This is a genomic window from Flavobacterium denitrificans DSM 15936, assembly GCF_000425445.1.
GTDB classification, from domain to species: domain Bacteria; phylum Bacteroidota; class Bacteroidia; order Flavobacteriales; family Flavobacteriaceae; genus Flavobacterium; species Flavobacterium denitrificans.
Window position 1 is genome coordinate 247,786 of sequence record NZ_AUDL01000012.1, and the last position, 25,218, is coordinate 273,003.

Here is a 25,218-nt window from a genome sequence, read left to right on the forward strand (position 1 = left end):
ATTGGTGAAAATTAATCTTCAAAAACAGAAAATAAAGCGTCCCAGTCAATATCATTTTTAAATTGGGATAATCCTTTAAACGACTTTACTTTTGAAAGATCTTCAATGGTGAAGTCGTTTTGCATTGCATATGGCACTAAATTTTCATTTTGAAGTTTTATAGCCAAATATTCTTGTTCATACTGCCCAGGAGTTGGAATAAAAAAAGCTTTTTTACCCAATTTTGCCAAATCCATAACGGTCGTATAACCAGAGCGGCAAAGAACAAATTCACTTTCGTTGAAAGTTTGTTCCAACTGTTTTGAATTCATGAAATTATAATAGGTAACATTTCCAGCCTGCCATTTATTTTGCACTTTTTCCACAATACCTTGCACAAAAACAACTTTCCCTTTATAATTAGCGACTTCTTTTTGCAGTTTTTGATCTAAAAAGGTGCGTTGAGGTTCAGGGCCTGATAAAATAATCATTAAATCATAAACTATTGGCGTTTCCTTCTTCTTCATTCTGCTCAAAGGGCCAATATATTTTAAGTTTAGATTATTGTCTTTTAAATGTCCTAAATCTCCAGTAAGGTTAATTTCTCCGTTCGTATCTGGTACCCAGCATTCCGTATATTTTTTTATGATATATTGATGGCATTTGCTTGTAAACCAAGTTGTGTTTCCTGTCATCACATTCAATTGATGCGTCATAAAAACAGATGGGATTCTTCTACTGAAAACGCCCAATCGGTTGTCAGAAATAATGCCGTCAATTCCATGTTTTTTAATCCAAGAATTCACGATTTTTTTCTCATCCAAAATAGCAGTAATCATTTTTGGAAGATTCTTGATTAACTTCCATTTGAAATTTTTGCCGTTTTTAGCATATTCAATATGATAAGATGGCAATTCTAAAGTTTGTATATACGGAAATTCTTTTCGCAGTAAAGCAAGCGCAACTCCATCAGAAGCAATAATCGGAATAAAATTATTCTCTTGAAGCGCTTTAATAATCGGGATACATCTAGTGGCATGGCCTAATCCCCAGTTTAATGGAGCAACTAAAATTGTTTTGTTCGCAGAATAGTCAATGCTCATAAGGTTAACGCTTTTTGAAAAACGAAGATAAAGAAATATGTTTTTTATGATATTTCGGACATATTACTAAATTATTAACGGAATATTTTTTTTGAGGTTCTATCCCGAAGCCTCGGGACTGAGGTGCTGAGGGACTAAGGTTCTTATACTTTAAAAATAAAAAAACCGAACGTAGGTTCGGCTTTTAGATCTCGTATTTCAATTACTTAGAACCTCAGTCCCTTAGTGTCTCAGTCTCTAGTCTTGAATATAAGTTTTATTTCCATTTTTGTTGATGTAATATCTGCCACCTTTTGGGCCAGTATACACTTTTTTTCCATTGTACTCGCCAGTCACTTTATCCGGAACTCTTGGCGCTTTTTCATTGGTTTCTTTTAAAGTTTTAGTAGCCGATTTTTTAGCGGCGTCAGCGTCTTTCTTTGCAGTTTTGCTTGCAGTCTCCGCTTTTGATGCTGATTTTTTAGCTTTATCAGCTTCGCTTTTTGCTTTTGCAGCTTGATTGTCGGCACTTTTTTTAGCAGTGCTAGCTGATTCTTTTTTAGCTTTTGCTGCCGCTGCGGTTGCATCGTCAGCCGCTTTTTTTGATTTGTCTGCGGCTTTTTTAGCATCGCTAGCTGATTCTTTTTTAGCTTTTGTAGCAGATGCTGTAGCGTCATCTGCTGCTTTTTTAGATTTTGCTGCTTGCTTTTTAGCATCAGCACTTGCTTTGTCTGCATCCGATTTTGCTTTTTTAGCAGAAGCTTCGGTTTTACTCTTAGTTGCTTTAGTTGCTGTTACAGCGTCTTGAGCATAAAAATTTGAAGAGAAAACCACTAAAAAGCATAGTAATAATAATTTTTTCATAAGGTCAAGAGTTTAAATTCAATTAAAATTAATCAATTTATTTATACTATTAAGTAGGTTTTTTCTTAATTTTTAAAAATAAGCGCGAAGGTTTACATTTCCTGTGTGTACGGTTGCTCCTGTCTCGCTTTTACGGCCTTGATAGTTCAAATTGATATCTAAAAATGAAGTGATGTTTTTCTGTAAAAGTAATTTCCATACTAAATTTTGTCCTGCCTGAAGTCCCTCAAGCATTTGATATCCAACTGATGAAAACTCATTTCCGCTAAATTTGTTTTCATAAAATGAGAATTCGCCGTTTAAGGTTACTTTCTTTTCTCCAGCAAATGAAAACGAAGTTCCGAGTCTGTTTTGAACCAAAGTTTCGAGATTCCCAATCTGATTTTCTTTGTTTTGAAATTCATAAAATAAATCTAAACTTGTGTTTTTTGAAAACAAATAACTGATTTTTGGTGCAAGCTGATAGCCTTTCAAATCATAATTTTTCTCCGCAAAATCTTCTGAAACTAAATTGTTTTTTATGGTTTTAGTGAAAAAATTAAAAAGCCAAGTTTTTTTATACAAATGTGTATACTGCAATTGATGCGAATTATTCGTGACATTTTGAGAGCCAACCGATAGCAGATTTTTCCCTTTATTTGCTAAATACGAATATATAACGGAGTGTTTTTGCTTGCCTCGGTTGAAGTACAAACTGTTTCGTAAACTCGAATTCAATCCCAAAATGTTTTCTTCTGAAGAATCGAACGGATTCAATTCCAAGCGTTCGCCTTGACTTTTCACTTTCCTATCCATAATAAAGGAGGTTTGATTGTAGAAATAAGAAGCGAATTTTTTAAGTCCTTTTTCATTTTGCCATTGCGCAGGATTTAATGTCAGCGATTGCGAAAACTTATTCTGATTGGTTTTAATGTAAATCTGATTCGGCAAAAAGATTCTAATGAATCGTGCTTGATCTGAAAATTGAGCAATTTCAAATTCTTCCAATTCCTGAATTCCATTGCCATTGTAATCGTTCCAAGTATAAACTCCTTGTCCGGTTGGAACTTCAATATAAGTGTATTCCTGCTGTGCAATAGTTCCTGAGCTGGTTTCATAAGTGGTTCCTATTTGCATTAACTGATTAAAAAATCGGTCATTGTATAAAATTCTCGAATTTAAAGAAGGCTCATTGCTTCGATTTGGATCGGTAAAATCCAGATTTCGATAACTCATGTAAACGGCCAAGTTTGTCTTTTTATTCTGAATCAATTTTGATTTCAAATAATAGGTTTGAGAATTGTTTACATGTTGCAAGAATCCGTTTTGCAAACTATCATTTCGGCGCTGTAAAAAACCTATTTCAGCAAAAACTTTTGTGCTGTCGCCTCGACCAATGAAAGCGCCGTATTCTGAAAATCTTTGGCTCAAAGCCGAAAATTGATTGGTCGTTTTGTCTTTTTCTTGATTGTCTTCAAGCTGCATACTGGCACCAATCCAGTTTTTGCCAAAATGATATTTTGTTCGGGTTTGATTTCTGATAAATTTTGATGTCGAAGTCGTTGCATCAGAATTCAAAAAACTTCCTTGATTCTCAAAAGTCCATTTTTTTATTTTGAAAAAAGCTGAAGTTGTGTGACGCGTTCCAGCATAACTTTCGCTAAAATCTAATTTTTCAAATTGATAGGTCAATAATCCAACATTTGAAGTTTTCTTTTTGGCAAATAAATCAAAGTTGAACCCAGTCGCCAGCAAACTCTGATTGCCCAAAAGAGTAGTGTTTAAATTCCAATCTCGATTAAATTCAATATTATACAAACGCTCAACAGATTTAAAATTTTCCGCAACATATTGATAATTTGCAAATGCATCCAATGTCCAAGTTTTGGTAAAAAGTCGTTTTTTTAGATTGGTTTTAAACGCAATTCCTTCGTTATTTCCATCATCAATTCCCGAGAATAAATTTTTGTCATTGTTGCTTACGGCAAGTTCAAAATCGGCCAATGTTTTTTCATTCGGATTATATTTTCCTAAAAATGTGGCCACCTGAAGTTTTATTGGCGGAACCAATTGTACAATTGGCTCGTAATTTCCTTGGAGAACTCCATTTACTGGCGGAGCATATTCGTAAATTCTTTCAACTGAATTATTGTTCTGAATGATATAATTTCCGGCATTATTTCCAACCAAACTGAATTTTACATTGTATAAAACATCGGCAGGATTATTCGAATATTCATAAACTTCAACGGAGTTGATCAATGTCTTTTTATACAAAATTTTATTGTCCGAATATTTATCTTCATATGCCGAAGGCGCTTTCATTAAATCAGGATTATCTCCCGCATCTTTCAAAATTTGAACCTGATCGGCAGAAAGATTTTGTTGCAAAGGCTGATTTTTCATGTCATTTTCAGAATAAACGTAACCACCAAAACTCCAATTTTTGTTTTCATGTGTACCGCCGGCGTAAGTCACAAGTCGGTTGTAATTTCGTTCTGAATATTGGTATTCGATATTGATACGCATTTCAGAAGTAATCGTAAAAAGCGATGTAAACACAATTTCGCCAGCATTATAATCGATCACATAATCATTGTTTTCGCCACGTTTCAGCAAAACACCATTTACATAAACACGTTCTGAACCTGAAATGACCAAAACATACAATTCGCCATTTTGGCCTTTTAATTTATACGGACCTTGATTTCCTTCCTGACCTATAAAAGTACTTTTTGCGTATTGTCCTTTTACAAAAGCGACCGAAGCAAAAATATTGGTTTTGCTTTCTTCTGTGTCGAAATCAAAACTAGCGGATAGCCCTTGAACTTTTTTATTGAAATTAAGAAATTGAGTTTTATGATTTTCTAGAAAGACATCGCCTGCGCGAATGTTCCAATCGTCACTGAAAAGTTCCATGAAAATATTATCAAACTGATCCAGTTTTTGCGAATAACCACCATCTTGCAACGGAATATTATTGTCTTGAAGCGAAGCACGAAGACTGACTTTGTCAGATATTTTTCCGGTAATCTGCAGATCTAAATTGGAGTTTAAAACCGTATTTTGATTGTTCCCGACAGTAACACCACGTGTGATACTTCCGGAGGTATTTAAGCCATCAAATGGCACAACTTTTTTAGTATTGGCATTATCAATTTTATACAACTTTTCAGATCCGGCTTCATTGCTAACCACTTGATCTGATTTGTAAAGACTGTACTCTTTTGTGATAAAATCAGGATATTTTAAATAATTGACAATTAAAGTGTCAGAAATTGAAGTGAATTTTTCGTTTAAAAGAAGCGTTCCTTTTTGAAAATCGATTTTATAAAAACTCGAATCAATAGCTTCATTTTTAGTATTCAAAAGTTGAAAATAATTCGGATTTAAGCTGACTTTTTCCAGATGAATGGTATCGCGCGTTGCAATTACTTTTTTTGTTTTGTACGGTGATTCTGTTTCCTGCGCATGAAGCCCAGAAAACCAGATGAAAACCGTTAAAAACAGTAATTTTTTCAGCATAAATACTTTAACTCTAAAAAAGCCAAAAATAGTATTTATAATTGGGAAATGTTTGGTTGCTTATTTTGTTTATAAGGAGTTACCGATGAGCCTTGAGGTAATGACAACTGCTTTTGTATTTATGTATTTTTAAGATTTTGGTTTTCTTTAATTTTGAGTCTCGTTTCATTTATAAAATCATTTGCATTATCAATGTAGAATAATACCTTTTTTGAGTTTTTTGTTATTCCAAAAGGAAGTCTAAAATTTTGGTTGTTCTTTAATTCTAAAGAAATATTGTGTGGTTCCAGTTTGCCTAATAAAGCGCATTTCAAAAGTTCTGGGCTTTTTTCATAATCGCCTTCAAATTTATTGATGGAAAGAATGGAATGGATAGGGATTTCTATAGTTTCAAAAAGTCCATACCGAAGAACAATTTTTTGAGAAAGTACAAGATGAGTCCTGAAAAAAATGGCTTTGAGATGACCAACTAAATTGATTAACAGATAAACATGAAGTACAAGAAGCAAAATGGCTAAAGGTTTATTTCGGGAAATTAAAAGCGCATGAAAACCAAACGCTTCGAAAACAGAAACAAGCATTAATCCAAAGTAAAGTCCGCTAACACCGCTGTTGTGATATCCTGAAAAATCGTTTTTAGTCTTTTTATCACCTTGCCATTTTATAAAACAATAATAAAAGGAGCAAATTTCAAAGGCAATTATCTTTCCCAATTTTTGAAAACGTACTGACTTTTTTAAGGAGTTTGTGATAATTGAATGGGCATCTAGCTCAGGATTTTCTTTCTGCTTTGCGGTATTTTTAAAATCTTTTAGAAACAAAACGGCTTTCCAAATTAAGAATAGTAAAAAAGCGATGTTTAAATATATTTTTAACTGAAACAATCTTTCGAAAAAATTATTTTCCATCGAAAATATATAAGGCGTTAATTTAAATATTGAATAAAAAACAAACCAAAAAGTGAATTCTGTTTGTTTTTTTCTTGTGAGCAAATAATATAGTAAAGGTATAGCGATAAGAAATAAACCTGTTAATAGAGATGCTACATCAGGATTATGTTTAATGGAATTGTTTGAACCAAAAAAGGCAATTATAATTTCTGTTAGGATAAAAATAATTAGTAAACGATGTTTTTTTAACATGGAGCTTTCTTAAAGGCACTTGAATTAAACAAGAATGTTTTTCTTCAAAAGTAAATTTAGTCAAATTAATTAAGAAATTTCTTGACTTAAAAAAGTTCTCACGATTAAGTGAAGTCTTTCTCAATGATTTGAATTGTTATAATTCTAAGCTAAATTCTCCACTGATATATTTATTAATTATTTCTTCAGCCCTGTCATAATCTGCTTGCTGAACTTTTAAGATACTAGAGTTTTGGCCACCAGCAGAAACTGTCCAAGGCTGGATACTTGACATATATTCATTTGCAGTAAAAACAGAGATATTTTCGTTTTCTAATAAGTTTTTAATATTTATTGTATCAAGATATGTACCGCTAAAAATTTCGACCATAATTTTTGTTGTTTTGTTATTAAAAAGTATAATTAATGCATATGTCTTCCTAGTACAGTAAGAATTAATATTAAAATAATGATCGCAAAAACAGAATTAGGATTTGCAAAATTTGTCGTATAGCCAAATTCTTTTATTTTCTTGGGCGGAAAAAGTCTTTTGTCTTTTGGGTTATAATAAAAAATTCCCCAAATCCAATTATTCGGGTCATTAATCCATTTGTCTTTTTCTTTTTCGGAGGGCTCGTTGTGATTCATAATCCAAAATATATAGTGGCTTAAAAAGCAAAATGAAAGGTAAGTAAAATTTTAAAATAAAAGAAAATTCTTATAATAAAAAAGGCCTCGCAATTAAGCGAAGCCTTTCTGAAATATATTTGAATTGAAATAATTACCTTTTATAAAGCAATATTAGTTTAGCTCTTTTGTCACAATTTGCATTGTTTCGCGGCTTACTTGTTTCAATAAAACTTCTTTATCTTTTTCAACCGTTTCGGCAGCTTGTTCGGTAAAGTGACGAATGGTGTAAAGTGTTACATTTTCGCTGTATTCTACTTTGAATTTTTTAGAAAGAATAGCATTCAATTCTGGGAAATTTCCAAATTTATCTTCCACACAAACAGAGAAACTGATCGCCGAATTCTGAATCAAGTTTACTTTGATTTTAAATTCGTGGAATAAACCAAAAATCTCGCTGATGTTTTCTTCCATAATGAAAGAAAAATCAATTGACGAAAGTGAAATCAAAAGCTGTTCTCTTTTTACGATAAAACATGGATATTGTGGTTCCAAATCAACTCCCTTAGAAACGCAAGTTCCTTTTAATAAAGGGTTTACAAATGATTTTACGTATAACGGAATTTCTTTTTTCTGTAAAGGCTGTAATGTTTTTGGGTGAATAACCGTTGCTCCGTAAAATGCCAATTCGATAGCTTCACGATATGAAATTTGGTTTAACAGACTTGCATTTTCAAAATAACGCGGATCTGCATTCATAACTCCAGGAACGTCTTTCCAGATTGTTACACTTTCTGCATTTAAGCAGTAAGCAAAAATTCCGGCAGTATAATCAGAACCTTCACGTCCAAGAGTTGTAGTAAAGTTATTGTCATCTGCACCTAAAAATCCTTGTGTGATATTTAGTTGTTTTCTAGGAACATTTTTGCTGATGTTTTGTTGTGTAGTTTCCCAATCTACTTCGGCATCTCTATAGTTGGCATTTGTTTTAATGAAATTACGAACATCAAGCCATTGTGTTTGAATTCCTCTGAAATTCATGTAGTGGCTCAGGATGTTTGTCGAAATCAATTCTCCAAAACTTACAATTTGATCGTAAACAAAGTTGTAATTTGGGGATTTATTGTGCGCTAAAAAATACTCAAGTTCAGCAAATTGCTCGTTCACGGCAGCGAAAACTTGATGATTTTCATCTTCAAATAAATCCAATAATATTTGATTGTGGTATTTTTTAATTTCTTGTACCGAAGAATTCAACTCAGCCGATTTGTCAAAATAATTCTTGATTACCACTTCAAGAGCATTTGTTGTTTTTCCCATAGCCGAAACTACCAGAATCACATCTTCATAACCTACTTTTTGTAAAACGTCATAAACGTTTTTAATTCCATCTGCATCTTTTACTGATGCTCCACCAAATTTAAATACTCTCATTATATTAATTTATAGATTTTAGCCCCGATAGCTATCGGGATAGATTTCAGATTCAAATCGAAACCTAGTATTTTGTTATATTGCCACAGATTATAAGGATTAAAATGATTTTATAATCTGTGTCGGTTTGCCACGAATTGCGCAAATTTTCACTAATTAATTCGTGCTAATTCGTGGCAAAATATTTCTTTTATAATTTTTCTAAGAACGAATTAATTCCTGCTTCATCCATTTGAACGACTCTCCATTCATCAAGAATTCTTGCGCCAGAATTCTCGTAAAATTTAACTGCAGGTGTATTCCAATCCAGGACATTCCATTCTATTCTTCTTACATTATCTCTTTTTCCTTGCTTCATTATTTCAGCGTAAAGTGCAGAGCCTAATCCTGTACCTCGCATTTTTTCTTTCACAATCAAATCTTCAAGATGAATTGTTTTTCCTTTCCAAGTTGAATAACGATAATAATACAACGCGATTCCAACAATTTCTTTTTGTCTTTCTTCGTTTTCAATTTCTGCTACAAAAACATGAAATAATGGTTTTTCGCCAAAACCGTCACGAATTAAATCTTCTTCTGTAACAACGACCGCTTCGGGTTCTTTTTCGAATATAGCCAGCTCCTGAATAAGCCCTAACACCGATTTCATGTCTTCAGGATTTCCTTTTCTAATATTCATATATTCGTATTATTAAGTGTTTATTAGCTAAAAAAGCGTTTTTTTACTAGCTACTTTTTGCTGATAATTAGCAAATATACAATAGTAGTAAACTAACAACATAATTTTTAAGTCATTCTCACAAAATAAACGATATTTGTGACTTAAAAATAAAACTACAACGATATAGTAATGGAAGAACGCAATAAAACACTGGGAGAGTTTATTATTGAGAACCAAAAAGCATTTCAGTATTCGTCGGGAGAGCTTTCCCGTATTATCAACTCTATACGTTTGGCGGCAAAAGTTGTCAACTATAAAGTAAATCAAGCCGGACTAGTGGACATCATCGGCGCCGCAGGCGAACAGAATGTTCAAGGAGAAGACCAGCAAAAATTAGATGTCTATGCAAACGAAGTATTTATCCAGACGTTAATAAACCGTGAGATTGTCTGTGGTATTGCTTCTGAAGAAAACGACGATTTTATAACTGTTCAGGGGAGCGACAACAGTCATAATAATAAGTACGTGATCTTAATGGATCCGCTTGACGGATCTTCAAACATTGATGTGAATGTTTCTGTGGGAACTATTTTTTCTGTTTTCAGAAGAATTACCCCAATAGGAACGCCGGTAACAAGCGAGGATTTTTTACAACCGGGAATCAATCAAGTTGCAGCAGGCTACGTAATTTATGGAACTTCGACTATGTTGGTTTATACTACAGGACATGGCGTAAACGGATTTACACTAAATCCTGCAATTGGTACATTTTATCTTTCACACCCAAATATGAAGTTTCCTGAAAACGGAAATATCTATTCGGTAAACGAAGGAAATTATGTCCATTTTCCGCAAGGAGTAAAAAACTACATCAAATATTGTCAACGTGAAGAAGATGACAGACCGTATACTTCTAGATATATAGGAAGTCTAGTGGCCGATTTTCATCGAAATATGATTAAAGGTGGTGTTTATATTTATCCGACAAGTTCAAAAGCGCCAAAAGGGAAATTGCGCTTATTGTATGAATGTAATCCAATCGCGTTTATTGCAGAACAAGCTGGCGGAAAAGCTACAGATGGTTTTGGAAGGATTATGGAAATCCAACCAACGGAGTTGCATCAAAGAGTTCCGTTTTTCTGCGGAAGCAAAAATATGGTCGAAAAAGCCGAGGAATTTATGGCCGAAGTGAATTAATAATTTTGTTTCAAGTTTCAAGTTTCAAGTTTGCTTTTGACGACAAATAAAATTTACTTTGTTTAAACTGGACTGAAGTCCAGCTCTACAATATAATTTGTTCCTTCGGAACTAGAAAAGAGCTTTAGCTCGGCCTATGTTGTAGGGCCGGACTTCAGTCCGGTTTGTGGTTGAATGTATAAAACACAAAAAATTAACCCGACAGGTTTCAAAAACCTGTCGGGTTAATAATTTAAAATGCATTTCAAATTTTCGGCATCGAGAGTAACTGTAAACTGCTGCCGAAAGCTGAAAAACTATTATTTATGCATATGTTGCATTTCGTAGATAAAAGTATCGCCGTCAACTTTTTTGTCAACTAATGATAATGCTTTTGCAATAATATAATCTACGTTGCTTGGTGTGAAGCCAAGAGCAACACTTATCTTTTTTAGAAGTACTTCTTGTTTGTCTTCTAGATGATGGTCAACATGTACCATACGTGTTAGGTCATACAAACGCTCCAAACGCTGTACATAAGAGTATGGCGGATTAATAGGATATTTTAAAGGATCACTAAGAATTTCTTCATATTCTGACTCTGTTATTTCTAAACGAGAAGCCAACTTATCTAAGAACTCTTTTTCTTCTGGATACACAACTCCGTCTGCTAACGCTACACGTACAATAGCTGAAAAGTGCCCTTTGTTTCTTTGTTTGAATTCGCTATCAAATAATTCTGAAAATGACATAATTGAAAAGTTTTATTAACACAAATATAAACCTTATTTTAATTTAACGATTTTAAATTTCTCATAAAATTTAACGCAACTTTTTACGTTGTTTTACAGATGGGCTTCACGAAATTTTCAAAATAAGTCGTAAGTTTACATCCCCTAATCATTTAATAGAAATACCCTTATGTCAGAATTTTGGATTTATTTTCAAATAGGATTAAAACACGTTTTAGATATCAATGCCTATGATCACGTTCTTTTTTTAATTGCATTAACAGTTCCGTATGCTTTTAAAGATTGGAAGCGTATTTTGCTGTTGGTTTCGGTTTTCACAATTGGACATACTGTAGCCTTGATACTTTCGGTTTACGGTATAATTGCGGTAAAAGTAAATTTGGTAGAATTCCTGATTCCCATTACCATTTTGATAACTGCCCTGTATCATTTGTTCACGGCAGGAAAAGCCACCAAAAATGAAGGTGTCAATTTGATCTTCATTGTGACGCTGTTTTTTGGATTAATACACGGACTTGGATTCTCAAATTATTTTAAAACAATTTTAGGAGGTACTGCAACGTCAAAATTATTACCTTTAGGGGAATTTGCGTTAGGTATCGAAGCAGCACAGTTAGTTGTGGTTTTCGTAGTGTTGATACTATCATATATAGTGCAAACCGTATTTCGTTTTTCAAAACGCGATTGGGCACTTGTAATGTCGGCTTTTATAGTTGGAGTTGTAATTCCGATGATTATTGAAAGCCCAATTTGGAACAGATAAAATAAATGGAGATAAAAAAATTAAACAAATACGATAAAGCGTATTTGCGAATTGCAAAAGAATGGAGTTTGCTTTCCTACTGCAAACGCAAACAGGTAGGCGCCATTATCGTAAAAGATAGAATGATTATTTCTGATGGTTACAATGGTACACCGTCCGGATTTGAAAATTGCTGCGAAGATGAAGAAGGATTAACCCGCTGGGATGTTCTTCATGCTGAAGCAAATGCAATCCTGAAAGTAGCAAGGTCAACACAATCCTGCGAAGGTGCAACGCTGTATATTACACTTTCTCCTTGTAAAGAATGTAGTAAATTGATACATCAATCGGGAATAAAAAGAGTGGTTTATCAAAATGGATATCGTGATGATTCTGGACTTCAGTTTTTGTTAAAAGCTGGAATTGAAGTTGAACATATTCCTGTTTTAGAAGAGTAAATGAAATTTAATCCAAAATATTTGCCAATTGTCATTGGAGCAACTTTTGCTCTTGGAACGGTGCTCGGAAGCTTGATGAATGCTCCCGCAGATGATCAGCTTTTGGCTAAAAATTACTCTAAAACCAAATTAAATAAACTGATCGACTTTATCAATAATGAATATGTTGACAGCATCAATACAGATTCAATTGTAAATCTTACGGTTGATAATATTCTTTCCAAATTAGATCCACATTCTGTTTATATTCCGCCAAGCGAACAAGCCGAAGTTGCCGAAAGCATGAAAGGTGATTTCGTTGGAATCGGAATTAATTTTTATATGTATAAAGATTCAGTCGCGATTATAAGACCAATTGAAAACGGGCCTTCAGCAAAAGCAGGATTAAAATCGGGCGATCGAATTCTATTTGCAGGAAAAACAAAATTGTTTGGACGAAAATTGCCATCAGACAGTTTATTTTCACAACTCAAAGGGCTTCAAGGTTCAGAAATCGAATTGACAGTTTTTAGAAAATCAGAACAAAAGAAACTGAAATTTAAGGTGCGCAGGGATATTATTCCGATAAAAAGTGTTGATGCTTCAGTTTTGCTTGGAAACAATACGGGTTACATCAAAATCAATCGTTTTGCCGAAACAACTTATAATGAATTTAAAACCGGTCTGGCGAGATTAAAGCAAAACGGCATTCAATCGCTTGTGATTGATCTTCGTGATAATGGTGGCGGTTATATGGAAGAAGCTGTAGCAATCGCCGATGAATTTTTGAAAGACAAGCAATTGATTGTTTTTACAAAAAATAAAAATGGTGCAACTGAAAAAACATATGCTACAAAAGCGGGAAGTTTTGAAACAGGAAAAGTATATGTTTTAATTAATGAAAATAGTGCTTCAGCGAGCGAAATTCTCGCTGGTGCAATTCAGGATAACGATCGCGGCATTATTGTGGGACGCCGTTCTTTCGGAAAAGGTTTGGTACAACGTGAAATGGATTTCAACGATGGATCGGCGGTAAGATTGACCGTTGCGCGCTATTATACTCCAACAGGAAGATCGATTCAAAAACCTTATAAAAAAGGTAATGAGGAGTATTTTAAAGAATCAGAAGCCAGAATAAAATCTGGGGAACTTTATGCAAAAGACAGTATTAAAGTAGCCGATTCTTTGAAGTTTAAAACGCCAAAAGGTAAAATTGTTTACGGTGGCGGCGGAATCGTTCCTGATGTTTTTGTTCCGATGGAAGCAGAACACGGAAATGAAAATGTAGCGTATTTGTTGCAAACCGGAATTGTAGGTCATTTTGTTTTTGAAGAATTGGATAAAAACAGAAAAGCCTTTGCCGGACTTCATTTTAACGAGTTTTTAGCCGAAATGAAAACGTCCGATGTTTATTTCAAAAAGTTTAAAAATTATGTTGCAATAACAGGTTTAGATTTAAAATTGGATAAAACTAAAGCTTTGGTAAATCGTTATATAACAGCTGAGTTTGCAAGACAGCTATTTGGTGAAGTTTATTATTACAATGTCGTTTTGAAAGAAGACGCCATGATTAAGTCGATTTTGAGCCCAAAGAAACAATCTTAAACTTTCAAAAAATGAAAATACAAGACGTTGTAAATGCCGAAATTGAACTTTTAACCGCGATTAAAAAAGCGGATATTTTAACTTTAGAAAAAATGCTCCACGACGATTTGCTTTTCAATTTGCCAGATGGAAACACGGTCACAAAAGAAGTGGATTTAGATTCTTATCGTTCCGGAAAGATGAAAATAGATTCTTTAGAAGCTTCAGATCAAATTGTTAATATTATTGACGATTCGGCTGTAGTTGCTGTGACAGTTTCATTAAAAGGGGCTTTTGGTGAATTCCCAATTGACGGTGCTTACCGTTACATCAGAGTCTGGAAACAATTTGACAGAGTGCCGAAGGTGATTGCAGGAAGTTGTGTGCAATTGACATAAATCTTGAAAAGAAAATTAATACTAATTTAAAATACAACCTTGCAAATTTGGCATGATTGTCCTGTATTTTGCGGGTTAAAATTGATATATGAAAAATTTAAAAAAAATAGGTTTCCTTGTACTTTTAATGACGTTTATAATTTCTTGCGCTGGCGCGAAAGATACTGCTAGAACAGTTACAGGAAAAGTCGAGTCTATTGAAGGAGGAAAAGATGGTTACACCGCAAAAATAAATACTGATCAAAAAGAAGTCTATTTTGCGACAATCAGTATTGTAAATGTGGGCGGGCCTCAAAATTACAAACAAGTAAAAATTGGTGATGTCATTTCAGTAAAAGGAGAATTCTGGAAAAATGATGACGAAAACCATATCAAGGTTACGCAGATTATCTCGGTGAAATAACTTAAAAAAAAAATAAACCATATAAGTCATTTAAGTTCATTTAATGCTTTCCGCATAGTTTGATGTGAACTTAAATGACTTATATGGTTTAAATATTTTATTCTTGTTGTTTTTCAGCTTTATCGAATGCTATCGTGCGCATGTGTTTGTACGCCATTATTCCATAAAGTAAGAATATCTGTAGCAACAGCGGCGCCGCTTCCGGCAGCAATGGCCAATTGGCTTCTCCAACCGGCTAAAGTTCCAATAACATAAATGCCGTCAGCAACTTTATGATCATCGTTTTTAAGTTGAATTCGTTGTTTTTCTGGTAGCGCTTTCTTATGCGGTTCAACAAATTGCATCAAGCCTTCAATGTCAAAAGTATTGGCAGAACCAATTCCGACAACGATACTTTTTGTTTGATAGGAGTTTTTATTTGTAACTACAGTAAATTCGGGAAATTGTCCCTCGACTTTAATTACTTTTTCATTTGCGATTTGCGTAATGTGCGGATAAGACGTTTCTAAATCCTGCGTACTTTCTGTAAGTAATTCTGAGCCTAATTTTCCTGGAGTAATGCCATAAGCATTGTAGAAAATTGCTTCTTGTAACGAAGAATTCTTTTGATGGGTAAAAATCCCGATTTTTTTATCGGTGACAAAAGCTTTATTTTTTGCAGAGCCTAATACTAAAGCACAAGATATGCCCGATACACCTCCGCCAATGATCAAAACGTCAAACATTATCTGCCGTTTGTTTTTTCTTCAATTCTTTTCGAAATTCTAAAAATCAAAAGAATCAATACGGCGCAGAAAGAAGCTGCAATTCCAATAAAAGCTACCATACTATCCCCTTGAAATGGGTTTTTAAAGTCTAATAGCGTAATATTAAAAACAATTAAAGCTAATGCCAAAAGCACTAAAATTGAAGTAAAAATTTTCATCTGGTTGTTTTTTGTTTAAAATAATCAAAGTAAAACCTTAAAAAAGAGCTTAAAGTTTTGCTTTTAGAAATTTTATGGGGTAAAAGTATAAAAATAAATGTTAGACGAACAAACCTTTAACATTAGCGGCGAATAATTTAACAGCAATTGCTAAAAGTATGACGCCAAATGTCTTGCGGACTACTCCAAGACCGTTTTCGCCCAAAAGATTTTCAATTTTCTTAGATGATTTTAAAACGATGTAAACCAAGATGATATTCAATAGAATAGCGATAATAATATTGATGGTATGAAACTGTGATCGTAGCGACAATAAAGTAGTCATAGTTCCTGCTCCGGCAATCAGTGGGAAAGCTAAAGGAACAATAGAAGCTGATCCAGGTTCTTCATCACGATAGATTCGGATTCCTAAAATCATTTCTAAAGCAAGGAAAAATAGCACGAATGAACCGGCAACGGCAAATGAATGCACGTCGATACCAATTAAGTTTAGTAAGCCTTCTCCAACAAAAAGAAAAACAATCATAATAGCGCCGGCAACAATAGAAGCTTTTTCAGAATCAATATGTCCCACTTTTGCTCTTAAATTTACAATAATCGGAATTGAGCCAACAATATCTATTACTGCAAAAAGAACCATACTAACGGTAATGATTTCTTTGAAATTGATTTCTAGCATATCGCTTTGATTTTTAGGTTTTAAAAAATTGCTGCAAAAGTAGTTAATAAAATTAGGTGTTTTTTCGTTAGAGTGTATTTTTGTTATAAAAATATGTTTTCATGGTTAAAAAAGTGATATTTATAACATTTAAGGATTTGGATTGTCAATTTGGAGAAAAAAGTGCCGTTTAATTTCAGACTTAATTTATTTGCTTCTTCTTTGAAAAAGAACTTTTGAAATCAAACGTTAAAAATTATAACTTACTGAAAATCAATTATTAAATTTGTATTTGATTTTAAATGAAGTAGGCTATGAAAAAGATTTGGTTTGTGGGGATGTTCTTGGTTCTGTTGTTTTCATTCAATAGTTCGCAAGCTCAGATTTTGAAAAAAGCAATGGAGAAGTTTTCAAAAAAGGATGAGGCTGGTGCTGATAAAGCAACTGGACAAAATGTGAATATGGAAAATGCTATGATGGGTTTTGGTAAAAACAAAGTTGATCCTTCGGTTGTGCCGAATTCATATGCATTTAGTTGGAAATATATCATGGAAATTACGGCAAATGAAGGAAAGCCAATGAATGCAGAATATCTTTTAGAGCCCAATAAATCTTATGTGGCAATGAACATGGCGCAAGGAAAAGGGCAAAATATGCTGATGATCATGGATTCTGGAAATAACATTACAGTAACGTGTTTCGGAGACGGAAACCAGAAAATGGCCACCGCTTCAAAAATGCCAGACTATACTGACTTGGCGAAGAAAGAAAGCGAGAAATCTAAATTCACTATAAAAACATTGCCAAATAAAACCTTTCTTGGATATAACTGCAAGGGCGTGCAAATGACAAATGAACAATATGATATTATTTGTTATTACACCAGTGAGGCAAAAGTGAGTTTTGGTGATATGTTCAAGAATCAAAAAAACTGGAAAATGCCCGAAGAATTGGCGTCTTATTTCAAACCTGAAGAAAGAACTTTGCTGATGGATATGACGATGAAAGATTTAAAAAGCAGAAAAGTAACCACTATGAAATGTCTTAGTTTAGAAAAAAGTGCATACACGTTTAATAAATCCGATTATAAATTTATGTAGATAAAATGGTAACATTCTAAATAAGTTGGGTTTGTAAACATATATTGGCGTGTGGTTTTTATTTCCTGAATCTTTAGTTACCTTTGCAAAATGTTTCAATTAGGAAAAACCATAGTATCAGAGGATATCCTCGAAAAAGAATTTGTTTGTAATTTATCAGCTTGCAAAGGGGCTTGTTGTGTCGATGGAGATGCCGGCGCGCCTTTGAATGAAGCTGAAACTAAAATATTGGAGGAAATTTATCCGAAAGTAAAGCCTTTTTTAAGAAAAGAAGGAATTGCTGCTATTGAAGCGCAAGGAACTTGGGTAAAAGGGACCGACGGCGATCTTGAAACGCCGCTTATTGACAATAAAGATTGCGCTTACGTAATTTTTGATGGAAAAACTGCGCTTTGCGGCATCGAGCAAGCGTACAACCAAGGAATCGTTGATTGGAAAAAACCAGTTTCTTGTCATTTGTATCCAATTCGTGTAAAAGATTTTACCGAATTTGCTGCTGTGAATTATGATAAATGGGATATTTGTGATGATGCCTGCTCTTTAGGTAAAGAATTAGAAGTTCCAGTTTACAAATTCGTAAAAGAAGCATTGATTCGCCGCTTTGGCGAAGACTGGTATTTGGAGCTTGAAAAAGTTGCTGAAGAACTTAAAAATTCGTAAGAAATAAAGTGTGTAAAATACCTTTTTTGCAAAGACTTTTTTTAACTCATAAAAATTAAGTTTTAACTCAAAAAAAACTTTTTAAAGTTATTTAAATTTTCTTGCTTTTTATATTAAAAAGTCTATATTCTACGGGCTTTAACAAGGTGTTTTGAGGGTTTAATATGTTCATTAGCAATAAATTAAATATTGTCTGAAAAATATCTCATTTTTTGCCCGTTGTTAAAAACTACATCGAATTGTGAATAAGTTTGACTTTCTTTTTTGGTAGCAATTAACAATCTTTGTAGTGTACTGAAATAGCAAAAAAATCGGTAAAAAAATAAACAAAATTGTCATGTCGCAAATAGAGCCAATCTTACAAGAAAATAAAAATCGTTTCGTTATTTTTCCTATCAAACATCATGATATTTGGGAATGGTATAAAAAAATGGAAGCTAGTTTCTGGACTGCTGAAGAAATCGATTTGCACCAAGACTTGACAGATTGGAATAATAAACTTAATGATGACGAAAGATATTTCATTAAGCATATTTTAGCATTCTTTGCGGCTTCTGACGGAATCGTAAATGAGAATTTGGCTGAGAACTTTGTAAACGAAGTGCAATACGCTGAAGCTAAATTTTTCTATGGTTTCCAGATCATGATGGAAAACATTCATAGTGAAACATATTCTTTATTAATTGATACTTACGTTAAAGACGAAGCAGAAAAAACAGAATTGTTTAATGCTTTAGAGGTATTCCCTGCAATTGCTAAAAAAGGAGAATGGGCTTTAAAATGGATCGAGTCAGATTCATTTGCTGAAAGACTTATTGCTTTTGCTGCGGTTGAAGGCATTTTCTTCTCAGGAGCTTTCTGTTCAATTTATTGGTTGAAAAAACGTGGTTTGATGCCAGGTTTGACTTTCTCTAATGAGTTGATTTCTCGTGACGAAGGCGTACACTGTGATTTTGCAGTTCATTTGCATAATCATCACTTGGTTAACAAAGTGCCAAAAGATAGAATTAAAGAAATCATTGTTGATGCCTTAGATATCGAAAGACAATTTGTTACAGAATCGCTTCCGGTGAGTTTAATAGGTATGAACGCTACTTTAATGACGCAATATTTAGAATTTGTTGCTGATAGATTATTAGTAGAATTAGGTTGTGAGCGTGTTTATGGATCTGCGAATCCGTTTGATTTCATGGACATGATCTCTCTTCAAGGAAAAACCAATTTCTTTGAAAAACGTGTTGCAGAGTATCAAAAATCTGGTGTGATGAACACTGATAGTGATGCTCAGAAAATTTCATTTGATGCAGATTTTTAGACAACAAAAATACTTTTAGTGTTTGCTCTTCTTCAAGAGGTGCTAAAAAAAGATTACAGAATATTTTAAGGTTGAATCTCTTTCCCAAATCGCAGATTCAATAGCAATTTTTGACGTTTTTAAGTTCGGTTTTCGAATTTGAAACGGGTAACTATTGAGAATTTGACAATTCTCTAAAATTAATTTTAAAACACGCAATGTTTAAGTGCTGGAGTCCGTTCTCTATGTACTTTCATTTTTTCAATAACTATAAAAGGTAAGCTTATGTATGTAGTAAAAAGAGATGGCCACAGAGAGCCCGTAATGTTTGATAAGATTACAGAACGAATCAAAAAATTGTGTTACGGCTTGAATGAGCTCGTAGATCCAGTAAAGGTAGCCATGAGAGTTATCGAAGGATTGTATGATGGGGTTTCTACTTCTGAACTAGATAATCTTGCAGCAGAAACGGCGGCTTCTATGACTATTGCGCATCCTGATTATGCACAATTGGCAGCGCGTGTGGCAATTTCAAATCTACATTCAAATACTAAAAAATCTTTCTCTGAAACGATGAAAGATATGTACAATTACGTAAATCCAAGAAATGGTCAAGATGCACCATTAATTGCTGATGACGTGTACAAAGTAATTCAAGAAAATGCTGCTTTTTTAGATTCTCATATCATTTATACAAGAGATTTTAATTACGATTACTTTGGTTTCAAAACTTTAGAGCGTTCTTATCTTCTTAAAATAAACGGAAAAATCGTGGAGCGTCCGCAGCACATGTTAATGCGTGTTTCTGTTGGTATTCACTTAGATGATTTAAAATCGGTAATTGAAACTTACGATTTAATGTCTAAAAAGTTCTTTACGCATGCAACGCCAACGTTGTTCAATGCAGGAACTCCAAAACCTCAAATGTCTTCTTGTTTCCTTTTGGCTATGCAGGATGATAGTATTGATGGTATTTACGATACATTAAAACAAACAGCAAAAATCTCGCAATCTGCGGGAGGAATCGGACTTTCTATTCATAACGTTCGTGCAACTGGATCTTACATTCGTGGTACAAACGGAACTTCAAACGGAATTGTTCCGATGTTGAGAGTTTTCAACGATACCGCTCGTTACGTAGATCAAGGCGGTGGAAAACGTAAAGGAAGTTTTGCGATTTACATCGAAACTTGGCATGCTGATATCTTTGATTTCTTGGATTTAAAGAAAAATACAGGAAAAGAAGAAATGCGTGCGAGAGATTTATTCTTCGCAATGTGGACTTCAGATTTATTCATGAAACGTGTTCAGGAAGATTCAACTTGGACTTTAATGTGTCCAAATGAATGTCCAGGATTATATGATGTTTACGGAGATGAATTCGAAGCATTATATACAGATTACGAATTTAGAGGAAAAGGAAGAAAAACAATCCGTGCTCGTGAATTATGGGAGAAAATCCTAGAATCACAAATCGAGACAGGAACGCCATATATGTTGTACAAAGATGCAGCAAACCGTAAGTCGAACCACAAGAATTTAGGAACAATCCGTTCTTCAAACTTGTGTACAGAGATTATGGAGTTTACATCTAAAGATGAAATTGCGGTTTGTAACTTGGCTTCTATTTCGTTGCCAATGTTCATCGAAAACGGAAAATTCGATCACCAAGCGCTTTACAATGTTACAAAACGTGTAACGCGTAACTTGAACAAAGTAATCGACAGAAACTATTACCCAGTAAAAGAAGCTGAAAACTCAAATATGCGTCACCGTCCGGTTGGTTTGGGTGTACAAGGTTTGGCTGATGCTTTCATTATGTTGCGTATGCCGTTTACAAGTGACGAAGCAAAAGCGTTGAACCAAGAAATTTTCGAAACATTATACTTCGCAGCTGTGACCGCTTCTATGGAAATGGCAAAAGAAGAAGGACCATATTCAACTTTCGAAGGTTCGCCAATGTCACAAGGAGAATTCCAACACAATATGTGGGGAATGAAAGATGAAGAATTATCAGGTCGTTGGGACTGGGCTTCATTAAGAAAAGAAGTGATGGAACACGGAGTTCGTAACTCATTGTTAGTGGCGCCAATGCCAACAGCTTCAACTTCTCAGATTCTTGGAAACAACGAAGCTTTCGAGCCATATACTTCAAATATTTACACACGTCGTGTATTGTCTGGAGAGTTCATCGTAGTAAACAAACATTTACTAGAAGATTTAGTAAAATTAGGTTTATGGAACGAGTCATTGAAACAAGAAATTATGCGTCATAACGGATCTGTTCAAAATATTGATATTATTCCACAAGACTTAAAAGACCTTTACAAAACAGTTTGGGAAATGTCGATGAAAGATATTATCGATATGTCTCGTCAAAGAGGATACTTTATTGACCAATCTCAATCGTTAAACTTGTTCATGCAGGATGCAAACTATTCTAAATTGACGTCAATGCACTTTTACGCTTGGCAATCAGGTTTGAAAACAGGAATGTATTACCTAAGAACAAAAGCGGCTGTAGATGCAATTAAATTCACATTAAACAACGATAAAAAAGAGGAAACTCCATCTTTAGTTCAGGAAAGTGAAGCAATCAGCGTTGAGGATTACAAAGCGATGCTTTTGAAAGCGCAAGCGGCAGGTCCTGAGGATTGTGAGATGTGTGGGTCTTAATTTTTTTTAGAAGAAAGAAAATAGAGTAAAGAAGAAAGATTTATTCTTAATTTATAGAAAGCAGTTATTGTAATGATAGCTGCTTTTGTTTTATTAATGTCTTGTTGCAATTGGCGACTTAATTTGAATTTAGTCAGCTGTAGCAAATTTTTAAAAAAGTAATATGAAAATTAGAAAAATAAAATATCATAACAACCCATTGTTTGGAGATTTAGAATTTGATTTTACAGATAGTAATGGAAAAACGGTTGATACAATAATTATTGCGGGAGAAAATGGAGTAGGTAAATCTTATTTGCTTAATAATATTTTTGAGTTTTCTAGTTTGACCTTAAGAAATAATAAGAGGGATGAAAAGCGAATTTTTGAAATCGAATTGTCAAATAAAGAGATGGAGATTTTAAAAGAAGGACAATATTCAAAACAATATTTTACAAGTGATTATAAAAAAAATATTTTTATAGTTTCAATTGACTACAGTATAATTAATAGTTGGGATCAAATCGATGTAAGAGTAAAAGGTATGCCTCGTCTAATAGGTACTTTGTTTTCTCAAGATGATACTAGGCAGATTTTAAAAACAATTTTTTCTGATGTAGAGATTAATTTTACTCCTAAGGAGATTAAAACTGTCACATCATCGAATATAGATCGTAATAATATTTTAAGTCAACGAAGTAATTCAAATTTAGCAACGGAAATAACTCAACTTTTAATTGATGTACAAAGTTTAGATGCTTTAGAGTTTACAGAATGGGCAAGGAATAATTCTGGTCAACCAATTGATGAAAAAAAAATTGATGTTAGGATTAAGAGATTTACTTCGGCATTTGATTTTATGTTTCCTAGAAAGAAATATAAACGGATTGAGAATTTAGAAGGAAGAAAGGAAATAATATTTGAAGAAGATGGGAAGGAGATGTCGATTGCTAAATTAAGTTCAGGAGAAAAGCAAATAGTTTTTAGAGGTAGTTTTCTTTTAAAAGATAAGGAGAGCTCTAAGGAAGCGCTAATATTAATTGACGAGCCAGAAATCAGTCTTCATCCCAGTTGGCAATTGAAGGTTTTAAGCTTTTTTAAAAAACTCTTCACAAATGAATCGGGGAGACAGACTTCACAAATAATTATTTCAACCCATTCACCTTTTGTCATTCACAATGCAAATCGTAATGATGATAAAGTAATAATTTTACAAAAAGATGCAAATGGACAAGTATTTGTCCCAAATGAATCTAAATTTTATGGTTGGTCTAATGAAAAAATAATTCAAGAAGCATTCGATCTTAACAAGTTTGTAACGGAGAATAAGGTAACGGTGTTTCTAGAAGGTGAAACTGATGAAAAATATTACAATAAATGCCTTGAAATATTTGATGAAATAGATTTAGCAATAGAATTTAAATGGATTGGGAGAATTAATGAAAAAGGAAATGTTGAAAATACTGGAGATACGGCGTTAAACCAAGCTAAAGTATTTTTTACAGCAAATATGGAGCAAATAAAAAATAAAGTAGTTCTGTTCTATGATAGTGACACTAATAAACCTGAAGAAGATATTCAAAATCTTTTAATAAGGAAGATGAATGTCAATGATGATAATAAGATCTTTAAGATTGGGGTTGAAAATCTTTTAGTGATTAATGAAGATTTTGATTTTAAGGCTTTTTATAAAGAACGAATAAAGACTGATAATTATGGTGCCGAAAGTGTTTTAAGAGAGTTAGATAAAACTAAATTATGTAGTTTTATTTGTGATGAACTGAATCCTGAAAAACAAAAGGAGGTTTTATTTAAAATAAAAAATGAAATTACTCGTATTTTAAAATAATTTGAACAATGATTATGTTAAAATTAAAAACATGAAATTCGAGAAATTGAATTAAATAACCACAATCATTTGCGCTAATTCGTGAATTCGTGGCGAAAAAACCTTAGTCCCGAGGCTTCGGGATAGCATCTCAAAACCTTAGAACCTCATTTTAATATTCTCATTTTAAGCCCATTTTTTTATATTATCATACAAAACCTGCTAAATTTGTTAAGAAATCCTTTTTTGTTTCATAAAATGCAATCTTTTTTTTGGTGCGCTAAAAATAATTTATACATTCGCAGAGAATTTAAAACAAAACACAAACAAAATGGCAAGTAACCGTTTTTATTTTAGCAACAATTTTTATTTCTTCTTTAGTAGAAGTCAGGATTGTGCTATGGTTATTTGAGATAAAATTTAAGACAAATAAAACTAATATACAATCCTGATGCAAATCAGGATTTTTTTTTGACTATATGACAACGAAAATTGCAATACAAGGTATAAAAGGATCATTTCATCATCAGGTTGTGAAAGAGTATTTCTCTGAAAATGTGGATATTGATGAATGTTTGTCTTTTGAAGAATTGATCGACAGCCTTATTGCCGGAAAATCTGATCAGGCGGTTATGGCGATCGAAAATTCAATTGCAGGGCCAATTATTCCGAATTATGCATTGATTGACAAGAACAATTTACACATTATTGGGGAGCATTATTTAAACATTCAGCAGAATTTAATGGCTTTAAAAGGTCAGAAAATTGAAGATATAAAAGAAGTTCATTCACACCCAATGGCACTTTTACAGTGTATGGATTTCCTGAAACAATATCCAAATATCAAATTGGTTGAGGATAAAGATACGGCTGAAACAGCGAGAAGAATTCAGGAAAAACAGCTAACCGGAATTGCAGCAATTGCAAGTGTAACAGCTTCTGAAATGTATGATTTGGATATTATCGCGTCATCGATTCAAACGATCAAAAACAATATGACACGTTTCGTAATCATCAAAAAGCAAAATTCATTTTTGCCGGAAAGCGAAATCAACAGAGCCTCTGTAAAATTTGAATTAGATCATAAAAGAGGAAGCTTAGCAGCGGTTTTGAATGTAATGAGCGACTGCAAACTGAATTTGACAAAAATCCAGTCGCTTCCAAAAATTGAAACACCTTGGAAATATTCATTTTTCGTAGACGTAACATTCGAGAAATATGAAGATTTTGCAAAAGCCAAATCGTTATTAAACATCATGGCAGAGTATTTCAAAGTATTGGGAGAATATAAAAACACGAAACCTTTGACTGAGTCATAAAGTTGGAAAGTCGAA

General features: G+C 33.4%; 24 protein-coding genes. 12 read left to right on the forward strand and 12 right to left on the reverse strand.

Annotation, left to right across the window (positions count from 1 at the left end):
* Positions 1-11: 11 nt before the first annotated feature.
* The 8 genes from H600_RS0108565 to H600_RS0108605 all read right to left on the reverse strand — a co-directional run bounded on the left by H600_RS0108565 (position 12) and on the right by H600_RS0108605 (position 9,290).
* Positions 12-1,082, reverse strand: coding sequence for a glycosyltransferase (locus tag H600_RS0108565; protein WP_026728395.1), 1,071 nt, complete (start codon positions 1,080-1,082; stop codon positions 12-14).
* Between the two features lie 237 nt (positions 1,083-1,319).
* A complete protein-coding gene (locus tag H600_RS0108570) occupies positions 1,320-1,925 on the reverse strand; it encodes a hypothetical protein (RefSeq protein ID WP_026728396.1) in 606 nt (201 codons plus the stop codon).
* A 72-nt stretch (positions 1,926-1,997) separates the two neighbouring features.
* Entirely contained in the window at positions 1,998-5,429 is a 3,432-nt protein-coding gene (locus H600_RS0108575; RefSeq protein ID WP_026728397.1) for a hypothetical protein, read from the reverse strand.
* Positions 5,430-5,548: 119 nt separating this feature from the next.
* Positions 5,549-6,337, reverse strand: coding sequence for a hypothetical protein (locus tag H600_RS22860; RefSeq protein ID WP_209320119.1), 789 nt, complete (start codon positions 6,335-6,337; stop codon positions 5,549-5,551).
* Between the two features lie 370 nt (positions 6,338-6,707).
* Complete coding sequence (locus H600_RS21985; RefSeq protein WP_051234398.1) at positions 6,708-6,941, reverse strand: putative signal transducing protein; 234 nt, start codon at positions 6,939-6,941, stop codon at positions 6,708-6,710.
* A 32-nt stretch (positions 6,942-6,973) separates the two neighbouring features.
* Positions 6,974-7,198, reverse strand: coding sequence for a DUF5808 domain-containing protein (locus H600_RS0108595; RefSeq protein WP_026728399.1), 225 nt, complete (start codon positions 7,196-7,198; stop codon positions 6,974-6,976).
* Positions 7,199-7,351: 153 nt separating this feature from the next.
* Positions 7,352-8,611, reverse strand: a complete 1,260-nt coding sequence (locus H600_RS0108600; RefSeq protein ID WP_026728400.1) for an aspartate kinase — start codon at positions 8,609-8,611, stop codon at positions 7,352-7,354.
* A 190-nt stretch (positions 8,612-8,801) separates the two neighbouring features.
* Positions 8,802-9,290, reverse strand: a complete 489-nt coding sequence (locus tag H600_RS0108605) for a GNAT family N-acetyltransferase (RefSeq protein ID WP_026728401.1) — start codon at positions 9,288-9,290, stop codon at positions 8,802-8,804.
* 171 nt (positions 9,291-9,461) lie between these two features.
* Between H600_RS0108605 and fbp the strand changes: the two genes are divergently transcribed.
* A complete protein-coding gene (gene fbp, locus H600_RS0108610) occupies positions 9,462-10,469 on the forward strand; it encodes a class 1 fructose-bisphosphatase (RefSeq protein ID WP_026728402.1) in 1,008 nt (335 codons plus the stop codon).
* A 299-nt stretch (positions 10,470-10,768) separates the two neighbouring features.
* Here the strand turns inward: fbp and H600_RS0108615 are convergent, their stop codons facing one another.
* Positions 10,769-11,200: a TerB family tellurite resistance protein gene (locus H600_RS0108615; RefSeq protein WP_026728403.1), complete on the reverse strand. Its 432-nt coding sequence runs from the start codon at positions 11,198-11,200 to the stop codon at positions 10,769-10,771.
* A gap of 169 nt (positions 11,201-11,369) precedes the next feature.
* Between H600_RS0108615 and H600_RS0108620 the strand changes: the two genes are divergently transcribed.
* From H600_RS0108620 to H600_RS0108640, 5 genes are all read left to right on the forward strand, one after another.
* Entirely contained in the window at positions 11,370-11,963 is a 594-nt protein-coding gene (locus H600_RS0108620; protein ID WP_026728404.1) for a HupE/UreJ family protein, read from the forward strand.
* Between the two features lie 5 nt (positions 11,964-11,968).
* Positions 11,969-12,400: a deoxycytidylate deaminase gene (locus H600_RS0108625; protein WP_026728405.1), complete on the forward strand. Its 432-nt coding sequence runs from the start codon at positions 11,969-11,971 to the stop codon at positions 12,398-12,400.
* A complete protein-coding gene (locus H600_RS0108630; RefSeq protein ID WP_026728406.1) occupies positions 12,401-13,984 on the forward strand; it encodes a S41 family peptidase in 1,584 nt (527 codons plus the stop codon).
* An 11-nt stretch (positions 13,985-13,995) separates the two neighbouring features.
* Positions 13,996-14,361, forward strand: coding sequence for a nuclear transport factor 2 family protein (locus tag H600_RS0108635; RefSeq protein WP_026728407.1), 366 nt, complete (start codon positions 13,996-13,998; stop codon positions 14,359-14,361).
* A gap of 88 nt (positions 14,362-14,449) precedes the next feature.
* The gene (locus H600_RS0108640) at positions 14,450-14,764 is read left to right on the forward strand and encodes a hypothetical protein (protein WP_026728408.1); all 315 of its coding nucleotides are present in this window, start codon (positions 14,450-14,452) and stop codon (positions 14,762-14,764) included.
* Positions 14,765-14,883: 119 nt separating this feature from the next.
* Here H600_RS0108640 and H600_RS0108645 read toward each other — a convergent pair whose 3' ends face one another.
* The 3 genes from H600_RS0108645 to H600_RS0108655 form a co-directional block, all read right to left on the reverse strand.
* Positions 14,884-15,489: an FAD-dependent oxidoreductase gene (locus H600_RS0108645; protein WP_026728409.1), complete on the reverse strand. Its 606-nt coding sequence runs from the start codon at positions 15,487-15,489 to the stop codon at positions 14,884-14,886.
* Positions 15,489-15,689, reverse strand: coding sequence for a hypothetical protein (locus H600_RS0108650; RefSeq protein ID WP_026728410.1), 201 nt, complete (start codon positions 15,687-15,689; stop codon positions 15,489-15,491). Before H600_RS0108650 ends, H600_RS0108645 begins: the two co-directional genes overlap by 1 nt.
* A gap of 100 nt (positions 15,690-15,789) precedes the next feature.
* A complete protein-coding gene (locus H600_RS0108655; RefSeq protein ID WP_026728411.1) occupies positions 15,790-16,368 on the reverse strand; it encodes a MarC family protein in 579 nt (192 codons plus the stop codon).
* Positions 16,369-16,661: 293 nt separating this feature from the next.
* Here H600_RS0108655 and H600_RS0108660 point away from each other — a divergent pair, with 293 nt between their 5' ends.
* From H600_RS0108660 to H600_RS0108695, 6 genes are all read left to right on the forward strand, one after another.
* Positions 16,662-17,447, forward strand: coding sequence for a DUF4412 domain-containing protein (locus tag H600_RS0108660; protein ID WP_026728412.1), 786 nt, complete (start codon positions 16,662-16,664; stop codon positions 17,445-17,447).
* 90 nt (positions 17,448-17,537) lie between these two features.
* Entirely contained in the window at positions 17,538-18,107 is a 570-nt protein-coding gene (locus H600_RS0108665) for a DUF3109 family protein (RefSeq protein ID WP_026728413.1), read from the forward strand.
* A 337-nt stretch (positions 18,108-18,444) separates the two neighbouring features.
* Complete coding sequence (locus H600_RS0108675) at positions 18,445-19,422, forward strand: ribonucleotide-diphosphate reductase subunit beta (RefSeq protein WP_026728414.1); 978 nt, start codon at positions 18,445-18,447, stop codon at positions 19,420-19,422.
* A 264-nt stretch (positions 19,423-19,686) separates the two neighbouring features.
* A complete protein-coding gene (locus H600_RS0108680) occupies positions 19,687-22,077 on the forward strand; it encodes a ribonucleoside-diphosphate reductase subunit alpha (RefSeq protein WP_026728415.1) in 2,391 nt (796 codons plus the stop codon).
* Positions 22,078-22,240: 163 nt separating this feature from the next.
* The gene (locus H600_RS0108690) at positions 22,241-23,905 is read left to right on the forward strand and encodes an AAA family ATPase (protein WP_026728416.1); all 1,665 of its coding nucleotides are present in this window, start codon (positions 22,241-22,243) and stop codon (positions 23,903-23,905) included.
* 458 nt (positions 23,906-24,363) lie between these two features.
* The gene (locus tag H600_RS0108695) at positions 24,364-25,203 is read left to right on the forward strand and encodes a prephenate dehydratase (protein WP_026728417.1); all 840 of its coding nucleotides are present in this window, start codon (positions 24,364-24,366) and stop codon (positions 25,201-25,203) included.
* Positions 25,204-25,218: the final 15 nt, after the last annotated feature.